At 63.6% G+C, this 20,762-nt stretch carries 12 protein-coding genes, 2 tRNA genes and 1 pseudogene; 10 read left to right on the top strand and 5 right to left on the bottom strand.

Annotation, left to right across the window (positions count from 1 at the left end):
• Positions 1-91: 91 nt before the first annotated feature.
• From L1081_RS09065 to L1081_RS09020, 10 genes and pseudogenes are all read left to right on the top strand, one after another.
• Complete coding sequence (locus tag L1081_RS09065; RefSeq protein ID WP_489416116.1) at positions 92-502, top strand: ATP-binding protein; 411 nt, start codon at positions 92-94, stop codon at positions 500-502.
• 207 nt (positions 503-709) lie between these two features.
• Entirely contained in the window at positions 710-976 is a 267-nt protein-coding gene (locus L1081_RS09060) for an AlpA family phage regulatory protein (RefSeq protein WP_489416115.1), read from the top strand.
• 919 nt (positions 977-1,895) lie between these two features.
• A complete protein-coding gene (locus L1081_RS09055) occupies positions 1,896-11,039 on the top strand; it encodes a two-partner secretion domain-containing protein (protein WP_489416114.1) in 9,144 nt (3,047 codons plus the stop codon).
• A gap of 6 nt (positions 11,040-11,045) precedes the next feature.
• Positions 11,046-12,011, top strand: coding sequence for a hypothetical protein (locus L1081_RS09050; RefSeq protein ID WP_489416113.1), 966 nt, complete (start codon positions 11,046-11,048; stop codon positions 12,009-12,011).
• 250 nt (positions 12,012-12,261) lie between these two features.
• Complete coding sequence (locus L1081_RS09045; RefSeq protein ID WP_489416112.1) at positions 12,262-12,483, top strand: hypothetical protein; 222 nt, start codon at positions 12,262-12,264, stop codon at positions 12,481-12,483.
• Positions 12,484-12,795: 312 nt separating this feature from the next.
• On the top strand, positions 12,796-14,514 hold the full coding sequence (locus tag L1081_RS09040; protein ID WP_489416111.1) for a ShlB/FhaC/HecB family hemolysin secretion/activation protein: 1,719 nt from the start codon (positions 12,796-12,798) through the stop codon (positions 14,512-14,514).
• A 91-nt stretch (positions 14,515-14,605) separates the two neighbouring features.
• Positions 14,606-15,289, top strand: a complete 684-nt coding sequence (locus L1081_RS09035; RefSeq protein ID WP_489416110.1) for a hypothetical protein — start codon at positions 14,606-14,608, stop codon at positions 15,287-15,289.
• 339 nt (positions 15,290-15,628) lie between these two features.
• Positions 15,629-16,459, top strand: a complete 831-nt coding sequence (locus L1081_RS09030) for a hypothetical protein (protein ID WP_489416109.1) — start codon at positions 15,629-15,631, stop codon at positions 16,457-16,459.
• A 492-nt stretch (positions 16,460-16,951) separates the two neighbouring features.
• Entirely contained in the window at positions 16,952-17,407 is a 456-nt protein-coding gene (locus tag L1081_RS09025; RefSeq protein WP_489416108.1) for a hypothetical protein, read from the top strand.
• Positions 17,408-17,596: 189 nt separating this feature from the next.
• Positions 17,597-17,698, top strand: a pseudogene (locus tag L1081_RS09020) (AbiEi antitoxin N-terminal domain-containing protein); the annotation flags it as partial.
• Positions 17,699-17,937: 239 nt separating this feature from the next.
• Here L1081_RS09020 and L1081_RS09015 read toward each other — a convergent pair.
• From L1081_RS09015 to L1081_RS08995, 5 genes are all read right to left on the bottom strand, one after another.
• Complete coding sequence (locus tag L1081_RS09015) at positions 17,938-19,176, bottom strand: phage integrase central domain-containing protein (RefSeq protein WP_489416107.1); 1,239 nt, start codon at positions 19,174-19,176, stop codon at positions 17,938-17,940.
• Positions 19,177-19,357: 181 nt separating this feature from the next.
• A tRNA-Arg gene (locus L1081_RS09010) sits at positions 19,358-19,434 on the bottom strand.
• Positions 19,435-19,502: 68 nt separating this feature from the next.
• A complete protein-coding gene (locus tag L1081_RS09005; protein WP_489416106.1) occupies positions 19,503-19,751 on the bottom strand; it encodes a hypothetical protein in 249 nt (82 codons plus the stop codon).
• Positions 19,752-19,884: 133 nt separating this feature from the next.
• Positions 19,885-19,961 (bottom strand) — tRNA-Pro (locus L1081_RS09000).
• Between the two features lie 35 nt (positions 19,962-19,996).
• A complete protein-coding gene (locus tag L1081_RS08995) occupies positions 19,997-20,701 on the bottom strand; it encodes a glutathione binding-like protein (protein WP_319432167.1) in 705 nt (234 codons plus the stop codon).
• Between the last annotated feature and the right edge of the window lie 61 nt (positions 20,702-20,762).

Raw genomic sequence — 20,762 nt, 5'->3', positions numbered from 1 at the left:
TGCGGCATCTCTCGCCAGTGCGCGGAGAAGAGGCGCGCGTGCGGCGTCGACCTTGGCCGGATGACGCGGTGCACCCAAGGCGCAGATCATCGTGTGGGGCCACCTGGCCTTCGTCGAGCGTGTCGAGAGCGTGGTGATGCTCGGGCACGGCGGCGTGGGCAAGGCGTACATCGCGCTGGCGCTGTGCCAGCGCCCCGTCATGGCGTGGCCCAAGGCACGCTTCAATACGGCGGCCGATCTGATGATGCAGTTGACAGCGGCCGAGGCACAGAACCGACAGAAGGAATACTTCAACCGGGTGGTGCTCGACCCCAGCTGCTCGTGGTCGACGAGATCGATTACTTGCCCTTCGGGCGGAACGAAGAACAGAACATGCCGGTGGCGCCGCGCCAGCTTGGCTCGCCTGGAGCAGGGCATAGCAATTGAGACACCAAGCCATTGCCATCGGCTTTGGGCGCAGCCCATCGGACGTTCCCACAGGCCTGTCAGAACTGTCAGTTGACCGCCTGTTGGCTTGATTGCACGCTCGCGAAATCCCTGCGGAAGACGCCATTTCGGGATGGGGGTAGGAGATTGCTGGTGACGTGTGATGGACCGGCGCTGCGGCGTCGCCCCATGCACGGCGTTTGGTTCTGCTCGGGCTCTTCAAGAAGGCATACACCTTCAAACGCAAGCCCTTGAAGGTCGGACTCCATTTCGAGGATTTGTCATGCATATCGAACCCCACGCCAACCGCGGCGATGTTGACTTTCAGTCGGCGGCCGGCCCTGCGTTCTTTCGCATGGCCGACGTGATCCGGATCACCGCGCTGAGTCGTACCACCGTGTACCGACGGATCGCCGACGGCAAGTTTCCGCCTCCCGTGCACTTGGGAGGACGCGCCTGCGGATGGCCGCGTGCAGCGCTTCAGCGGTGGATCGAAGATCCGGACGGTTACTCGAATTCGCCTGTCACGCACCTGCGCCGAATGAACTGAGCAGCGCGTGATGCTCCGGGGCCTTCCCGCGGGACCCAGATGCTTTCCGATCCTCGCCCTGTTGGATTCCGCCGACCTCTGTCCCCCTTCAACTGAGACGCGGCAGGTTGGAGTTCTGGGTTGCGTTCGTCGAAATGAGCTTCTCAGGGCGGCAGTCATGGATAAAGAGGGGCAATCTTCGCGACGCGCCACTGGACAGGAGCGCTTTGCCCCGAAAAAGTCAGGGGCAGCAAACAGACGCGGGCCATTCCTTGCGCGAGTCGGCGCTCGCGGTCGCAGCGGATGGCCGCCAGAGGTGCGGCAGCGGCTGGCCGATGTCGTGTGATCGTTGTCGATGGGCCGCGCCGGCCCGTCGGAGTCACGCAGCAGCGCCTTCAGGTTGCAGCCGATGGCCCTGGCCATGGCACGCACCGTCTGGTCGCCCGCGGGGTGCGCCGGCGCGAACGCCTGCATCTTGGCAGGTGGACCGCCCGGGACGCACGGACGCCGTTTGATCGCGTCGAACCATCCATCCGGAATGGCTTGGCTCACGGCTGCCGATTGCAGCGTGCCTCGGCTCGTACGGGCCGTGCGGCCGCAGGGCGAGCAGGCGCTGGTGATTGTCGGTTCCCAAGAGTGGCGCCTCCGGCGGCCGATCAGCGGCTGTGCCGGTGGAGGGTGTTTTTCCCAAGGACTCCAGAGGAATGCGAGTGCCGTTGGCGCCGCTCGTCGAGTTCGGTCCGTTGCACTCATCCAACGCCGGGCACTCAAAAGTAATGCGCATGAATTACTTGCTGCGGCTGTGATTGATAAGTACGCAGCATTCGTGAATAAGTACCGCGCAGACGAGAACGGGCCCCTCCCATAATCGGCCCGCCGAAGCATCCTGTCACAAAAGTAACGATGCCCGGCAAACCAGTCGTAGAGGGAGCACCAGAACATGAATCGCCATTTGCACCGCATCGTCTTCAACGCTAGGCGCGGCCTGCGCATGGTGGTTCAGGAGACGGCGAAGGGCACAGGCAAGGGCTCCTCCAAGGCGACCACCGTGGCAAGCGCGACCCTCGCCGGCATAGCCGCCTTTGCGCCGATGCTCGCGGGTGCGGCGCTCGCGGGCGTGCTGTGGGCCTCACCGGTTCAAGCCCAGATCGTCGGCGCTCCCAACGTGCCGGCCAACCTGCGCCCCACGGTGCTGGTCGCGCCTAACGGCGTGCCGCTCGTCAACATCCAGACGCCCAGCGCGGCCGGCGTTTCGCGCAACGTCTTCAACCAGTTCAACGTGGCGCCCAACGGCGCCATCCTGAACAACAGCCGCACGAATGTGCAGACCCAGCTGGGCGGCATCGTCCAGGGCAATCCGTTTCTCGCCACCGGCCCCGCGCGCATCATCCTCAACGAGGTGAACGGCGGCAGCCCGAGCCAGCTGCGCGGCTACATCGAAGTCGGCGGCATCCGGGCCGAAGTGATCATCGCCAACCCCGCCGGCATCAGCGTCGACGGCGGCGGCTTCATCAATGCGAGCCGGGCCACGCTGACCACCGGAACGCCGCAGTTCAATGCCGTGGGCGGCCTGGACAGCTTCCTCGTGCGCGGCGGCACCATCACCATCGACGGCGCGGGGCTCGACGCGAGCAAGACCGACTACGCCGCCATCCTCGCGCGCGCCGTGCAGGCCAACGCCGGCATCTGGGCCAGCGAACTCAAGGTGGTGACGGGGGCGAACACCGTCAGCGCCGACCACGGCCAGGTCACGCCCACCACGGGCACCGGAGCGGCTCCCAGCTTTGCCCTGGACGTGGCTGCGCTCGGCGGCATGTACGCCGGCAAGATCACCCTCATCGGCACCGAGGCCGGCCTGGGCGTGCGCAATGCCGGCACCATCCAGGCCGCGCCGGGCGCGACCGCGCTGATGGGCGCGGGCCAACTGGTCGTCACCAGCGCCGGGCGCCTGGAGAACATCGGCACGATCCAGGCCACCGCCGATGCGAACCTCGCGGCCCCGGCGCTTGCCAACAGCGGCCGCATCAGCAGCGGCGGCAACCTCAAGGTCACGGCGCAGGGCGACCTGGCCAATGCACTGAACGGCGCGGGCGGCACGCTCGAAGGCGCGCGGCTGGAACTGGCCAGCACCGCGGGCGACATCGACAACCGCGGCGGCACCCTGCGCCAGACCAGCAGCGCTGGCGTCGGGCTGAGCGCGCCGGCCTTGAGCAACACCAGCGGCGGCGCCATCGGGCTGGAGCCCGTGGCGCCAGCGCCGTCCACCCCCGGCACCGGCGGCGGCACAGGCGGCACAGGAACCGGAACGGGCGGCACTGCCAGCCCCGGCACCCCGGCCGCAGGCACGGACACCGGCGCCGGCGGCACCGTCGCGCCCGCGCCGTACGTGCCGCCATCGCCCGGCACCGTCACCGCGGCCGGCACCCTGCGCAACGACGGCGGCAAGATCTACGCGGGCGGCCCCATCAGCCTGCAAAGCGCCCACATCAACAACAACGGCGGCACCTTGAGCGTGGCCAGCATGGCGGTCCAGCAGCCGAGCTTCGACAACCACGGCGGCACGCTCAACGTCAGCCACGGCTTCAGCGCCAATGTCGAGCGCTTCGACAACGGCGGCGGTACGCTCAACGCGGGCAGCCTGAACATCACGACGACCGGCGACTTGGTCAACGTCGACGGCAAGCTGACCAGCGCCACCGATGCCGCCCTGACCGTGGGCGGCCAGGCCGACAACACACGCGGGACGATTTCGAGCACGGGTGCGCTATCGGCCACCGTGGCGGGTGCATTGAACAACACCGGCGGCACTCTTGCTGCCAACCAAGGCCTGACGCTCAGCACCGGCTCGCTGGACAACACGCAAGGCAGCGTCCAGTCGGCGCAGTCCGGCGTGCAACTGGCGATCAGAGGTCGCGTGCTCAACGGCGGCACGGGCTCCATCAACGCGGCCACCAATCTGGGCATTCAGGCGGGTTCGCTCACGAATGGCGGCACGCTGCGCGGTGCCAACGATGTCAATGTCGCGGTCGGCGGTGCGCTGGTCAACGACGGCAGCATCACGGCAGGCCGCAATGCGACCCTCACGGCCGAAAGCGTTCAGAGCGGTAGCACCGGCGTGCTCGGCGCGGGCATCCAGAGCGACGGCAATCTCGCCAGCGCACCCGGTGCACAAGGCGCTCTGCGCGTGACCTCCACCGGTGTCCTCGTTGCCAACGGCACCAACCTCGCGGCGGGCGATGCTGCGTTGCAAGGCGCGAGCGTCGACATCTCCGGGAAACAGACCAGCGCTGCCAACATCGCCATCGTCGCGACGCAAGGTGATGTGATCACCAGCGACGCGGTGGTCACCACACCGGGCATGTTGAGCATCGTGGCGGCCGGGTCGCTGACGAACGTCGACGGTGTGCTGGCCGCCAACGGGTCCACGCAGGTCGAGGCTGGCAGCCTCGACAACACCCGTGGGACACTGGCCGGCGTAACCGGCGATCTGCGCGTCACCACCAGTGGCACGACCGACAACACCTCGGGCAGTCTGCTGGCTGCGGGAGCGGTCGTCCTCGCCAACAGCGACCTGGTGAACACCGACGGCAAGCTGAGCGGCCGCAGCCTGGTCGTCGACACACGCAACGGAGCATTGGACAACACGCGAGGAACCCTGACCGCAGGCAGCACCGTCGAGGTGAACTCTGGCGCGCTCACCAACGACGCGGGACTGATCCAATCCGGCGGCGCAATGACCATCGACACGCACGGCGGCGCCTTGATCAACGCCCATGCGGCCGGCTACGCCAACGGCCAGGGCGGTATCGTCAGCGCTGACACCCTGCGCATTGCAACGGGCGCTGCGGGAGGATCCTTCGGCCGCCTGGACAACAACGCGGGCTTCATCGGCTCAAAGAACGCGCTGACAGCCAACACCGGCGAGTTCCTCAATGGCAATCACGGCCTGGTGCTGGGCCAATCGACGCTGGTCATCAACACGCACGGCGGCACCTACGACAACCGCAGCGGGCAGACGCTGGCTGTGGGCGATCTGCAGGTCGACACAGGAATGGTCCTGAACGCGAGCGGCTTGATCCGTTCGAGCGCCACGACCACGCTGCGCGCCGCACGGGTCGACAACGCATCAACCTCCGGCACCGATCAGGGCATTGAAGGCAAGAACGTCGGGATCACGGCGACAAACGTCAGCAACGCATCGGGCGCCATCCGCGCCGATGTGAACGCCACCCTGAGCAGCACGGGGTTCATCGACAACGGCGCTGGCGGCCTGATTTCCGCAGGCGACACGGTCAGCATCGTCGATCCCAATGCCGGCGCCAAGACCCTGAGCGTGACCAATGCCGGCACCATGCTCGCCGGCAAGACGCTCACCGTGGATGCAGCCTCGCTCACCAGCAGCGGCAAGCTGCTCTCGCAGGGCGACATGGGTCTGTCCTTGACGCAGGACGTGGCCTTCGCCACAGGTACCGAGACCATCGCCAACCACGACCTGCGCATCGCCAGCAACGGCAACATCGCCAACAGCGGCCGCATCGCCGCCGGCAACGCGCTGTCCTTGTCGGCCGCGAACATCGAGAACGCCGCCACCGGTGACATCCAAGGATCCAGCACCCATTTGAGTGCCACGGGCACCGTGACCAACCGGGGCGTGATCGACGGTGTCGTGACCCGCATCGATGCAGGCACGTTGACCAACATCGGCACCGGTCGCATCTATGGCGACCAGATCTCGATCGGCGTCGATACGCTGAACAATTTGGCAGAGACCGTCAACGGCAGCACGAGCGCCGCGACCATCGCCGCGCGAGTGCGTCTGGACATCGGCGCGGGCACCGTCAACAACCGCGACGGCGCCCTCATCTTCAGCGGCGGCAATCTCGCCATCGGCGGCGACCTCGATGTTCTCGGCCATGCCACTGGCTCGGCGGGTGCCGTGAACAATCACGCCGCGACCATCGAGGCCACCGGTAACGTCGACATCAAGACGGGCGTGCTGAACAACACCAATGGCGGCGTGACCTGGACCCTGGAGCCCGGCTCAAGCCAGCGCGTCGTCGAATATTCGCTCCCCGGCAGCAGCGTGCGCTATGCGGCGAGCGAAGTGCTCTTCAGCATCGGCGGCTTTCAGCAGTTCCCCGACACCGGCTGGAACGGCTGGGCCGCCGTACCGGCCACCGATCCGCAAGGGCCCGGCAGCAACGCCAACATGCGTCTGCTGATCCCGTCGCCCGAGTACCCCCTTGAGAAGTTCCGCGCGTACTACATGCGAAGCCCGGCCAGCAGCCATGACCGGACGATCCAGGAGTGCACAGTCGGGGAAGACAGCACCTGCACCGGAGTGACCGTCCCTGGCGCCTGGTACCCGCGCACCGATCCGATCTGGGCGACCTTCGGCGTCACACCACCGGCGGAGGAGGTGCCCGCTGACTTCGTCGGCTGGCGCTACCCCGACGTCACTGTGGGACAGGCAGGCATCACGAGCTGGGACGACAGCGAGCCTCCGCACGAAGTGTTCACGCCCTTCGACCATCCGGTCACGCAGGCCGAGTACGACCGGTGGCAGGCCTATCGCGCGGCACACAAGAAGCTGGATGAAGCCACACTGAAGTTCATCTACACCATGACTGGGCACACGTCGCTCACAGATCCCAGCGACTACAAACCCACACGCATGTCGTCGATTTATGACGCGTACGACTACACCGTGACCTCGTCTACCCCGGTGCTCCAAAGCTCCAAGCCGGCCAAGATCCTCGCGGGTGGCACGATGAACATCAACGTGGCCAGCGGCGTCAACGACATGAGCCAGATCCTCGCCGGAGGCGCCCTGACGGTCACCGGCGGCACGATCCAGAACGTGGGCCTGACGGTGGATGCGCCCACCGTGCAGAAAGGCATCACGCTCCACAGCTACATCAACGAGCACGATTTCGGGAGCGACGAGCGGGTCTACCAACTGGCGCCGTACAACCTCACGACCAACGACAGCGTCACGCTCGCGGCGGCACGCCAGCAAGGCAATGTGGCGTTCGCGGGCAGTGGAACCGGCACCGGTACGCTGACGCGAGGCCAGACCGGTACCGGCGCCCAAGGCGCGGGCGACGTATCTGCCGGCGCGCGTGTCAATCCGATCATCCAGGTTCCCTCGGCCGCAGGACCGAGCGGAACCGCAGGTACTGTTGGACCCGCACCCACCGTCGTGCGCACTACCGTGCCCAACGCCACGGTACCGACCGCCAGCCTGTTCACCACGCATCCTGAATCGTCCAGCCGTTACCTGATCGAGACGGACCCGCGCTTTGCCAATTACCGCAACTGGCTGTCCAGCGACTACCTGCTGAATAACCTCGGGCTGGACCCCAACAACACCCTGAAGCGCCTGGGCGACGGGTTCTACGAGCAGCGGTTGATCCGCGAGCAAGTGGCACAGTTGACCGGTTTCCGCTACCTGAATGGCTTCGAGAGCGACGAAGCGCAGTACACGGCGCTGATGAACGCCGGGGCGACGTTCGCCAAGCAATACGGCTTGCGACCGGGGATTGCCCTGACAGACGCGCAGATGGCCCAGCTCACCAGCGACATCGTCTGGCTGGTCGAGCAGACCGTCACCTTGCCGGACGGCAGCACCCAGCGCGTGCTGGTGCCGCAGGTCTACGTGCATGTGAAGGAAGGCGACATCGACGGCTCGGGCGCGCTGCTGTCGGGCCGCAGCGTGAACATGCAGTTCACGGGCGACCTCACGAACTCGGGAGGCACCATTGCCGGACGGCATGCGGTCTCGCTCTCGGGCGACAACATCAACAACCTCGCGGGCCGCATCACGGGCGAGGATGTGACGCTGACCGCCAGGACCGACATCAACGTCATTGGCGCGGTGGTCGACGCCAGCAAGAGCCTGACGGCAGTGGCGGGTCGTGACATCAACGTGGTGACGACCACCCGCGATTCGAGGAGCGACGCGGGCGCGCTGCCGCGCTCGGATGCATCGAGCGGCGTGAACCTCAGCGCAGTGACCCTGGACCGTGTCGCGGGCCTGTACGTCACGAACCCAGGGGGCACTCTGACCGCCGTGGCCGGGCGCGACATGAATCTGGTCGGGGCCGAAATCAAGAGCGCGGGCGATGCGACCCTGGTCGCCGGACGCGACATGAACCTCGGCACTGTGACGACAGGACGCACCGAGGACATCCGCTGGAGTTCGCGGAACTCGCGCAACGAGGAGCGCAGCCAGGAAACCGGCACCACCGTCAGCGGCGCGGGCAATGTGAGCATCGGCGCGGGGCACAACCTCACGGCAATCGCTTCCAAGCTGAATGCGGGCGAGAGGCTCAGTCTCAGTGCAGGCGATCAACTTGTCCTTGCGGCCGGTGAGAACCAGAATTCGGCCGAAACAAAGCATTCCATCCGCAAGGGCCTGAGCCATTCCAGCCTGGATGCCGACAGCCAGCAAACCACCCTGGCACGCACCACGCTCGCGGCCAAGGAGATCCAGCTCAAGAGCGGTGGGGACATGACGCTGAGCGCCGTCGAGGCCGATGCGGAAAGCATCGGCATCGACGCCGGCGGCAAGCTCAACCTGCTCACCCAGAAGACGAGCAGCGCCGCAAGTCGCAGTGAGAACGACGGCGACGGCGCCTGGGTATCGGCCAAGAGCAGTGGCCGTGCGGACGAGACCACTCAGTACAACCTGTTCAACACGCTGAACCTGAACATCAAGGCCGGCGGCGGCGTGACGGCGCAATTGGGGCAGAACGCCAGCCTCTCGGATCTGGCCAAGCAGCCCGGCATGGCTTGGGTGAACCAACTGGCGAACGATCCTGCCTTCGCGAACAGCGTGCAATGGCAGCGCGTTCAGGAAGAGCACAAGAAGTGGGCCCAGAGCCAGACCAGCCTGGGGCCGGTGGCGTCGGTCATCGTAAGCGTGGTGGTAGGTGTGGCCACCGCAGGGGCTGGAACAGCCGCTGTCGGAACGGCCGGAACTGCGACAAGTGCAGGGACCGGCATGGCAGGCGCCATGGGGCTGTCTGCGACGACTACCAGCATCGCGTCGGCTGCAATGCAGGCCGGCATTACCGCGATGGCGAGCCAGGCGACGATCTCGTTCGTCAACAACGGCGGCGACCTCGGGAAGGTGTTCGACGAGCTTGGCAGCAGCCAGAGCGTCAAGAACATCCTGACGGCAATGATCACGGCGGGCGCCATTCAAGGGCTGAGCGTCGGCGATGTGCTGCCGACGAACCTCGCCCATGCCACCAACGGCAGCGCACTCTTTACCGACCAGTTGCAGCGCCAGCTGATCGACGGTGTGGCCAGTTCGGTGATACGCAGTGCGATCAATGGCACGAGCCTGGAAGACGAATTGGGCAGCGCCATCACAAACGCGCTCTTGAACACGGTCGCTGCACAGGGCGCCAATGAGATTGGCAACTTGCGCGTCAATGAAACCTTGAACGTCTATGGCCAGCAGGTGGCGCACGCCGTTCTGGGGTGCTTGGTGGGCGCAGGCCGGGCGTCCGCAGGAGGCAGCAGCAGCGGCGGCGGATGCACGGCGGGCGCCATCGGCGCCGTGGTGGGCGAACTGACGGCCGCCGCATTCAACCCCACAGGAAATCCGGCACTGGCCGACCAGACGCTGCAGGCGGCCACTGTGATGAGCGCGGTCGTCGGCGCGCTGGCGGGCGGCAGCGCGAGCGCAGGCTACATCGCGGTCGCCGCGGGGGTCAATGCGGCCGAGAACAACTTCCTGCTGCACAGCCAGGCCATTGCGATGAAGGAAGACTTCGCGGCTTGCTCCAAAAGGGCCGGCGGTTGCTCCGAGCAGGAGATCAGGGACATCACGCAGAAATACCTGAAGCTCTCCGGCGACAACATCGACGCTGTCAGCAAGTGCGTCACCGCCGGGGACGCGGCTTGTGTGCGACGGATCGAAGGGCAGGCCGCGACCGCGGGCGAAGTGGACAGTGCGATTCCCGTGGGCTACGGGGACATCTCCAGGGTCTTCCAAGGGCTGCAGAACAACGTCAACAACTACGGCTCCGTGAAGGGGCCGCAGAGCCTGTTTGGCACGGATGAGCAGCAGGCCCGGGAGGTCGCGGAGTTCAGGCAGGCGAACTGCGCCACAAGATCGGCTGCTGATTGCAACAGCATGGTCAAGCAAGCCATCGATGACCGCTATACGCGTGTGGGGGCGCTCATGCTGGCTGGCGGCGTCACGGCGACGGCGATGAACCAGGTGATCGGTCTGAGGGCGCCGACCACCGTCAAGACGCCGATCAAGCCGGGTGCTGTCGCTGATGACCTTCCGGCGGGATTCACGCGCGGCTCGGGCGGCAACGGCCGCGTCGTCGGGGATATCGATCCCGTCACGGGAGAGTTCTTGCTGAACACTGGCGGCAATGCGATGGCTCTGCCATCGAGCTATGTGCCGATGAGCGTGGGCAACTTGCCGACCGGATACCAGGGCGTGCTGAACGTCGGGACCGGCGAGATCATGATGATGACGGCCGCCGGGCAGATCCTGCCGCTACCGGCGAACGTGGCAAGCACGTTGCCCAGTCCCCAGCCGTTGCCCAATCCGGCCGCGACGCCGCAGCCGGTGTCGAGTCTCTATGGGCAAACGTTGATCGGGCCGGCGGTTTCGCACACGACGGGACGCCAGACGGGGTTCCTTGGTGAGGACATCGGGCTGCAGACGCTGAATACACGGACGGGGTTGAACTTCGCGCCGTTGCAAAACAACAGCAATCAAGGGGCGGATGGCGTGGCGATTGACCACAATGCCAGAACCATTTACGTGGCGGAGGTGAAGTCCTCGCAGAACGGGGTTGACAAAGCTGCCTCGGCCGAGGGCAATCCTGTGACTCTACTGCAGGGCTGGGTACGCGATTCGCTGAGTCCTCCTCAGGGGCAAGTGCCTGGTGCTACTTGGCAGTCTCAACCGTCAGAGAATATCGCTTTGGCTCGATCAATTCAAAGAGCTACCAATGCTGGCTATCGAGTGGTCGGCGTGCAGGTTCAAGTGGGAGTTCCGGCGCCTGGGGTGAGCGGGATTCCTCAAATCAAGATAAACCCATGGCCGTAAAAATTTATGAGAATTATTAAAGAGCCTGTTCGTACTGGTGTTGATCCGCGCTGGATGACTCGTAAAAAAATTATTCAAGGGATCGAGAAAACGACTCCATGGGATATGGGCGAGGCGGAAGAATACAGTGCGAGAGTCGATAAGGAAAATTCCCTCAACATACCTCCGACAGCTTCTTTTTATCCTGTGGGCGCTCGAATGCTCGCTAAGTCCGAAGCGCTTGCGTTGAGCAATCAGCCTTGGGAGCGGCAGGCGGTAGATGCTTTGGGTTACCTGAGATTCGGGTATCAGTTGTACTATTTTTGGCATCGTCAATTCCGAAGGATTTTCGAGAATCCGCATCAGCCCTTGCGAATGTTCGACTGGGAGTCCACGACGGAATGCATGGCACGGTATTTCATCCTGGGGCAAGTCGACGAGGCGGTGTACATGGGCTATATGACCCATGCAGCATTGAATCAAACCTTCCAACTCCAGCTCTCTTACGAGGAGCACCACCGTCGATGTCACGCTTTTATGTTGCGCCTGTTCGCGGACTGGCGTGGCGATGCCCGTCATGCTTGGCCCGCATTTGCGTACGAGGAGCCTCTGTATGAGGGGCTTCTTGCCCTTTGGAGGGAGCCGGACTCTGAATCGCTCAAGCCGTGGCTACTGGCAGCGTGTGATCACCACACGCAAGGGCTGAAAAAGGGTGAGAAAGCAGCGTTTACAGATTGCGGCAGCTTCCCGAGAACACCTTTGGAGATTCTCCTGATATTTCGTTTGCGCGAACTAATCGGGCTCTTCAATCCTGTCCTCGATCACCCGCTGATGGAAGCCCCCTTTGATCGTTTTCCAGAGACACCGCCTGCGTATGTGCCGGATGCGCTGATGCAAGGGACGTTGGATCGAGTGCGCCAAGACTGGCCGAATTTCGATCAGGAGGTTTCCCTCGCATCGCTTGTTGCTTTATCACGGACTCCGGTTGCTTAGATATGCAGGCGATAGAGGCATGGCTCGAGTCGATGCCGGCGGCGGCACGCGGGTGAAATAAATATTCATCATGAAAAAAAGCGCCTTTGAACGAGTCTTCATGAGAAGCCTGACGAAAACTCGGGGGCAAATATACAAGGAGTTGCCGAGAAATCAGAGGGTGGCGTACCTGATTTTTATGGCTTTGATCTTTGGATTTATTGTGATATTTTTACTCTCTAAGTAGTTTGGTTGGAGCTGGGATTTGAGAATGTTCGTAGGTCTGTTCTTGACCTTCCTCTTCATGTTTGGCTTCTGTTTTTCCTTGCTCGCCTTGTTTGTCGGGCCCTTGATTCGTTGGCAAGTTCACGGGGTGCTTTATTTCCCGGTCAGCCCATCCGAGCTCTACCGTCTGCTCTTTGTCATTCTCGGCGTTACTGTTGTTGCAACAATCGTCATGTGGTTGGCCGGAAAGTACAAGGGACAGTGGTGATATTTTCAACGTTGTGAAACGGCATGGCCCGTATTGGCGAAAGCGTCTGTTGAGTGCATCTGATCGATTGCCTACCCTCGCAGGGGGCAGATGAAATTTGAACGAAATGAAGTAGTGGGTGATTGGAGCTTTGCTCATTGCGTGTCCCCTTGTTTTTGGAGTCGGCTTGTCCTTGCCGTTAATGGTCGCGATTCCGTGACGTGGTTCGTGGGAAAGAACAAAGGGCGTGGATGAAAGGGCGGAGTTCCTGCGTGCTACAGCACAGATAAAGATATTGAGGGAGAGAAATTGAAAACTAACTCATGTACCGCCATGGTGGCTGGTATGCTGCTGGGCGCACCGTTGGTGGCGATTTCCCAACAGACTCCGACCGCCCCGCAACCCTTCGTCGAACAGCAACGCCAGCAGGAACGCGAACGCGCCCTGCGCGAGCAGAACGAGCGCACGGTCGACCAGCGCCTGCAGGCGGCACCGCCTGCACCAGTAGCACGCATCCCCGAATCCGAAGCCCCATGCTTCCGCATCGACCGCGTGCTCCTGGTCGGCGAGCAATCCGAGGCCTTCCAGTGGGCCGTTGCCGATCTCTCAGGTCCTGAAGGAAACGATTCACCCCTCGGTCGTTGCCTCGGCACTGCGGGCGTGAACGTGGTGCTCGCCCGCGCCCAGCAGGCGGCCATCGCGCGCGGTTTCGTCACTACGCGGGTGCTGGCTGCGCCGCAGGACCTGTCCGCCGGCACCCTGACCCTCTCACTGGTGCCCGGGCGCATCGCGACCATCCGCGTGACGCCGGATTCTTCCTCCACGCTGTTCGGCAGTTCCGCCTTACTGGCCACCGCCATTCCCGCACGGGTCGGCGACCTGCTGAACCTGCGCGACATCGAGCAGGGCCTGGAGAACCTCAAGCGCGCGCCCACGGCCGAGGCCGACATCCAGATCGAGCCCTCGACCGCGCCCGATGCCAGGCCCGGCGACAGCGACCTGGTGGTCAAGTACGTCCAAGCCAAGAAATGGCGCGTCACCCTGAGCCTGGACGACAGCGGCACCCAGGCCACGGGCCGCTACCAGGCCGGCGCCACGCTGTCGCTGGACAACCCCTTCGGCCTGAACGACCTGTTCTACGTCAGCGCCAACCACAACCTCAACAACCACGTCTTCAGCGACCCGGCCAAGGGCACCGAAGGCCAGACCGTTCACTACTCATTGCCCTACGGCTACTGGATGCTGGGCCTCACGGCCTCCAACAGCCAGTACCACCAGCGCGTGGCCGGCCTGAACCAGGACTACATCTACGCCGGCAAGACCAACAACGCCGAGGTCAAGCTCTCGCGCCTGCTCTACCGCGATCAGCACCGCAAGACCACGCTGGCGCTCAAGGGCTGGCGGCGCGAATCGCGCAACTTCGTGGACGACACCGAGGTCGAGGTGCAGCACCGCGTGGTGGGCGGTTGGGAGCTCGGCCTCAACCACAAGGAGTTCATCGGCGAGGCCACGCTGGAGGGCACGATCGCCTACAAGCGCGGCACGGGCGGCTTCGGCGCGAGGGCGGCGCCGGAAGAAGAATTCGGCGAGGGCACCTCGCGCCTGAAGCTCTACACCGCGGACGTGAGCCTCAATGCCCCGTTCAAGCTCGGCGAGCAGAAGCTGCGCTACTCGGGCCTGATCCGCGCCCAGTGGAACCGCACCCCCCTCGTGCCGCAGGACCGCTTCGCCATCGGCGGACGCTACACGGTGCGCGGCTTCGATGGCGAGACGAGCCTGATGGGCGAGCGCGGCTGGCTGATTCGCAACGACATCGGCTGGGCCATGGGGCAGAGCGGGGCGGAGCTGTATGTCGGGGCCGACTACGGGCATGTGGGCGGGCGCTCCACGGCGGGCCTGCTGGGCCGCAACCTGGCGGGCGCGGTGGTCGGCGTGCGGGGGCAGTGGGGCAAGCTGAGCTATGACTTCTTCGCCGGCGCGCCGATCCGAAAGCCCGAGGGCTATCGCACGGCCAGGGTCACGCTGGGGTTCAACCTGAATGCAAGCTTCTGAGGGGCCAAATGCCGCATTCGATTCTCGATCGCTCATGCCTAGACTGATTCGCCGACCGCCCGCGCCTTACGGCATCAACGCGACATAAACGATGACTAGCCAGAACGAAACAGTAGTGAAGTCCGACCCCGCTTCAATGGGTTCTATTTCACCGATGCGCGTGTGCTTTTTGCCCCCGCGTGACACTTCATGGGGCGCTCTCGTGCGCGGCTTGTTGTTCTCTGAGGTGTACAGCATAGCGGCCGTCGTTCTCATGCTCTACACCGTGTTCAGGATACAGGGGCCGTGGTTCTATGCCGCGCTGCTTGCGCAGCTGGTACTGCATTTCTACATGACAACAGAGATCCTGATCAGCAACGATGAGATTGAACGCCTTACCGGCTATGGATTGATACGGCGCGAAGGGGTACTGCGGTTCTGCGGATATGTCCCGCGACGGCGTCGCTTGCGCACCCTTGGCTTCCCGATCCGGGCGATCGAGGAAATTGGCTCAGCTGCTGTTCTTGTTCATCTGTACGACGGCACCCAGGTCCAACTTCCCAAGCTGAGTCTGGAAGGTCAGCGCTTGTTCAAGAGCGTCTTTGAATCAATGAGTGCAGGAGCGGATGCCGAGGCGTTGAAAAAGCAATACGCGAGTCTTGCGCCCGGGATTCTTGTCACCTTGGAGTACAAGGAATCGCCGCAACTGCCGAAGTGGCGATATTGGACGTCAATGATCTTGCTGGTTCCCGGCCTCTATGTCGGATGGAAACTGTATGGGCTGTTGTTCCGGTGACGGTAGGGGAAAAGTGGGATTGGACCCGCCTCGACAATGCAGCACATCGGTGTTCAGAGGAACTTGGTCCAATGAGAGCGCACTCCATCCCGGCCACGACATCCCGACATTCCATGTCGGCGTAGATCGTATGGAGATATGGCCGCAGATGAAGGTGGAGAAGCGTCTGAGGAACGGGCCGGAGGACAACGTGTGGCATTACTTTCAGCTCACGGTTCAGAAACTTGCTGCGCGGTGAAGGCAAGAACTGCTTGGTTCCCGTCAATCCTGCGAGCGATATGGCCGGGGTCGCGCCGGGGTTCGACTTGAATGCGAATTTTTGATTAAGGGAGGATTCCAATGAAGGCAACGAAAGCAAAAATCTCCGCGAATGCGGCTGCCCTTCGATGTGGCGCACTCGGCATCGCCCTTCTCCTATCGGCATGCGTCACCCATCCACCGCTGACCGCAACGCAGCCGGAGGAAGCCGCAGTCTCGGCGCCACCGCTTAGCAGCTACGCCGCGGCCGATGGCCTCGTGCCAGTGGGCACGACGAGGATGCGTCTGAATTCGTATCCTGGCGGCCTTGAGCAGTTGCGCGTCGTGCGCCGTGATCACACGGGCCGGGCCGTGGCGTCGCAGGTGGCGCTCAACGTGGGTCTTGCAGTGGCAACAGGCGGGAGGGGAGGATTCGTGCAAAGCTTCTCCAAGGACGAGCTGATCGGCGACGCCGTCCCAGAACTGGCGGGGCAATCATGGGCCAGCAATCCCGGTCTGAAGGAGCTGCCGCAGGCGCTCGGCGAGATCGCCACCCGTGTCTATGCGGCCCGGGCGTGGAAGGAGCTGGAGCGGGGCCGAAAAGAAGGCGGATGGACGCGCGAAGACATGCTTGCTGCCGCGCAGCTGCCGGCCGAGGCCGACGCGCCGGTCAACCCCGGCGTGTGGCGGCTTGTCTATGAAAACCTGTCGGGACAAGACGAACTTTACCGCCTGCAGTTCAGTGCGGGGCTGGGCCTGGCAAGCCTGCGTTTTGGCCTGCCGCCCATGCCCGCCAACTGTTTCTACCAGTCCGAGCCGGTGACATGGACTGCTTGGCAAGCCGACGGCTGGCAGCGTTTGCGCGAGGAACGCCCCAAGGCCTTGGCCCAGTGCATCGAGACACTGGGGCAAACCAAAAGGCGCCTGTGGTGACGGATGGTTCTTCGCAGGAAGGAACTGCCCACGGGCGTGCGGCACCGGCGCCGTTTATGGAGTGTGGGGTGTTCCAGTCGGTGCATGAAACGATGCCATGGGAAGCGGGTCGTTGATGGCTGGCCGTACAGTGCAAGCCCCCGTCGAAATTCAGAAGCGCCGGCGCGTCCATGGCGGTGAATCGCAGGTGCGGCAATCCCACGCGATCGAGACAGTTAAGGGCCTCGGAGGTCGGGCTTCGGGCACTCGCAGCTGGCGATCGACACTCGTCGGGGCTCTGATCGGCCTCCTGGTCGCCCTGATGTTGCTCATGAAGTGGCTCGTGGGGTTCCAAGTCGAGGCGGCGGCGGAGCGCCGAGCGAAGGAAGCAGGCACACGCGCGGAGTTGGCTCGATGCTTCGAGCTGGCGTCACAGCGTGCGATTGAAACCTGTCGAACTGGGAAAGGTGCCGAGGCAAACCTCGACCCCAGATCGATCAAGAGCGATCGGCAATGAAGCAAGGGAAAGAAGTCAGCATGAATAAAAACTTCAAGGCCCTGGTGACTCTCGCATTGACCGCCGCGATGCTCGCGGGCTGCGCCGCCGCACCGTATCGCCTTCCCGGTACGGAGACGCAACCGTTGTCCAGCCTCGCCATCGTCGAGTCCGGGCCGCGCGCCGCGACGTATTTGGCTTCGATAGATGGGAAACAGGTCCCGCATGTACTCCGTCCGGTCGTCCGGTGGGAGCTCTCGCCCGGCGAGCACTCGGTAACAGTCGGACTCAGGACGCACCCGCAGTTCCGGGCCGACCACATCCGCCTGAAATTCGTGGCGCTTCCTGGTCGAACGTACGTGATCCAGTACGAGGTCAAAGCCTCATGGGGTCGCGGCACATGGCGTGGCTGGATCGAAGATGAAACCGGGGCTACCGTCTCCGTCCTGGACACCGATAAGTCAAGGTCGTGAAGAAAGAGAACGGGAAGACGTTGTTGCCCCGAATACACCGGCAATCCAGCGGATCGGTTTGAACGGTTCAGATTCTCAACTGGGCCACTTTTAAGGGCAGTTTTTTGTGAAGGAAAAGACGACCGTTGGCGGCTTCAACGCGGGGGTGTCCGGATTTCTGTGTGTGAGGCGGCTGGCCGGTTTTGACCGATTTCTCTAAGCCTTGTCGCGCGCTACGTGCGCAGTGGCTGGTTGATATCGCCGGCGCGCGGCGTCCACATGCGCAAGGGCGGGCGCCTGCAATGGGAGGGGTGATCCGCAGCCTAGGGGTGCGCAACGACACGCTGGATGGTGGCGCCGGCAACGCCACCGTCGGTTGCCTCGGCGGGATGACACGTATATCGATGGCGCAGGCAACGATACGCTGACCGGAAAGGGCACCACCTCGTCGGACGTGCATTCGCGAATTGATTCATCGCCTCTTCCAGTTGTGCGCCGCTCGCCGACCATCGGCCGTGGTGTGCGTTGATGGAGGTCTTGCGGAATCGCGGCTAGGCCACCCGGAGCGTTGGGACTTGCGCGTTTCGGGCAAGTTGGCCCAGGTAGTCCGCCCAGCGCTGCATCATGTCCTTGCGCTTGTCCATGAACTCTGCGCGATCGTAGGCCGTACCCAGCGGCCCGCTCTTGCCGTGAGCAAGCTGTGCCTCGATGACGTCGGGCGAAATGCCGTGAAGTTGCTCCGCCATGACCGTGCGGGCCATCGCACGAAAGCCGTGGGCGGTCATCTCGTCGTTGGTGTACCCCAGCCTTCGCAACGCGGCGTTCACGGTGTTTTCGCTCATGGGGCGTTCTCCCGTGCGGATGCTGGGGAACACGTACCGGCCATGTCCGGTCAGCGGCGCGATTTCCTCCAGCGTCTGCAGTGCCTGCGTCGCCAGCGGCACGAAGTGGGGACGGCCGTTGAGCTTTTCATGCCGTCGGCGCTTCATGTCCTGCGCCGGGATGGTCAGCATCGCCTTTTCGAGGTCGATCCAGGCCCATTCCATCGCACGGATGTTGCCGGGACGCTGGAAGAGCAGGGCGGACAGGAGGAGGGCCGCGCGGGTGATCGGCTGCCCGCTGTAGCCGTAGATGGCGCGCATCAACTCGCCGACCTTCTGCGGCTCCAGAACGGCGGCCATGCTCTTGGTAAGCACAGGTCGGAGCGCGCCGTGCAGGTCCGGGGCCGGATTGCTCGCGCACCGGCCGGTCTGCACACCGTAGCGGAACACCTGTCCGGCGCACTGGCGCAGGGTGTGGGCGGTCTCGATGACGCCCCGGCCCTCGGTGCGCTTGAGCGCGTGCAGAAGATCCCTGGCCTGGATCGAGGCAATCGGCAGCTTGCCGATGTAGGGGAACAGGTCCTTGTCCATGATGCGCAGCCAGCGCTCCGAATAGGACGTGCTCCAGCTGCTGGCCTTGGTGGCGTGGAATTCCCGCGCCAACGCCTCGAAGGTGTTGGCTGCTTCCACCGCCCGGGACAGTTTCTCTGCCCGCTTCGCGAGGCCGGGATCGACGTTGTCGGCAAGCAGCTCGCGGGCCTTGTCGCGCCGTTGCCGGGCCTTCGCAAGCGAGACCGCAGGGTAGACGCCCAAGGCCAGGGTCTTCGCCTTGCCGTTGAACCGGTAGTCCATGCGCCAGTACTTGCCTGCTGCCTTGACGCGCAGGTACATGCCGCCTCCGTCCGCGTAGCGCTCGCCGATCTCATTGCCCTTGTGCTTCACTTGCCTCACGAAAGTGTCTGTCAGCATTGGATTTTTCTCCTTGCTGTCGGTACCTGGCTTTGGCGGCAGCGCAGATACCTGCAGAAGTACCGACAAAGTACCGACAAGACATGCTATGCCCCGATCCGTCTCGGAGCAAAGAAAAACCCGCTTCTCCTCGAAGGAGAGCGGGTTTCAGGATGGTTCTGAGCTAATTGAAACTGGAAATTGGCCTGCCCGGAGGGGATCGAACCCCCGACAACCTGCTTAGAAGGCAGGTGCTCTATCCAACTGAGCTACGGGCAGATTCCGGGCCGAACGGAGCCCCGGATTCTACCCACATCCACCCTGGTGCCCGGGGTGCCGGAGGGCGCTCAGATCTGGACGAAATCGCCGACCGGCTCGAAGTTCTCGACGGCCCATGCGCGGAGCAGATCGAGTGTCTGCGCTTCCGACGGTCCGAAGGTCTGGTGCTGTGCCAGCGGCGTGGAATTGATCTCTTCCGTGGCAAGCAAGGGGCGGCGGCGGGGCATCCAGTACAGGGTGGCGGTGTGCGAGACGAGATCCTGTGTGACCTGGACCAGGCCGGTCTGGTTGCCGATCTTCAGTTCGTAGTAGGACACGGCCAACCCCGGTCGGTGATGATGTTGAATTCGACTGTACGCGAGGAATTCGCCGCCGGGATTGTTTTTGGCGCAGGCTGAAAAACAAGATGCCTGCAACAACGTGAGTCATTGCAGGCATTCGTATTTTTCTTGGTCGGGGCGAAAGGATTCGAACCTTCGACCCTCTGGTCCCAAACCAGATGCGCTACCAGGCTGCGCTACACCCCGACAAGCCTTCTATTCTAGCCCGAATATCCGGGCGCTCAGCGCTTCTCGTATTGGGTCTTGCCGAAAAGGATCTCGCGCTCCTTGTCGCCAGTGATCGGCTGGCGCAGATCGGCCAGCACTTTCACGCCGCGCTGCACGGCGGGGCGCGCGGCAATGCCGTCGAACCAGTCCTTCAGATGCGGATAGTCGGTGAGCGTGATGCCCTGGTTTTCCCAGCTGCGCAGCCACGGGAAGATCGCGATGTCGGCAATCGAATAGGTCTTGCCGGCAATGAACCGGTTCTTCGACAGCTGCTTGTCGATCACGCCATAGAGGCGCTTGGCTTCGTTGCTGTAGCGCTCGATGGCGTAGCCGATCTTTTCGGGGGCATACATGCGGAAGTGATGCGCCTGGCCGAGCATGGGGCCGACGCCGCCCATCTGGAACATGAGCCACTGCAGGACGTCGTAGCGCTCGCGGTCAGTCCTGGGCAGCAGCTTGCCGGTCTTGCCGGCCAGGTAGACGAGGATGGCGCCCGATTCGAACAGCGAGATCGGCTTGCCGTCCGGACCATCCGGGTCGGTGATGGCGGGGATCTTGTTGTTGGGGCTGATCTGGAGGAACTCGGGCGCGAACTGGTCGCCCTTGCCGATGTTGATCGGGCGGGCGTTGTACGGCAGGCCGCACTCCTCCAGCATGATGTGAATCTTGTGGCCGTTGGGCGTGGGCCAGGAATAGACCTCGATGGGCGATGCAGGCATGTCGCGGGCTCTCCGGTGTTGGGGTTGGTCGTGATGCGAGGCAGGCAGCATATACGCGGCC

Origin of the sequence: Variovorax sp. MSC1_012 (assembly GCF_023667525.1) — a bacterium.
Classification (GTDB): domain Bacteria; phylum Pseudomonadota; class Gammaproteobacteria; order Burkholderiales; family Burkholderiaceae_C; genus Variovorax; species Variovorax beijingensis_B.
This window is presented reverse-complemented; position numbering and strand designations above follow the sequence as displayed.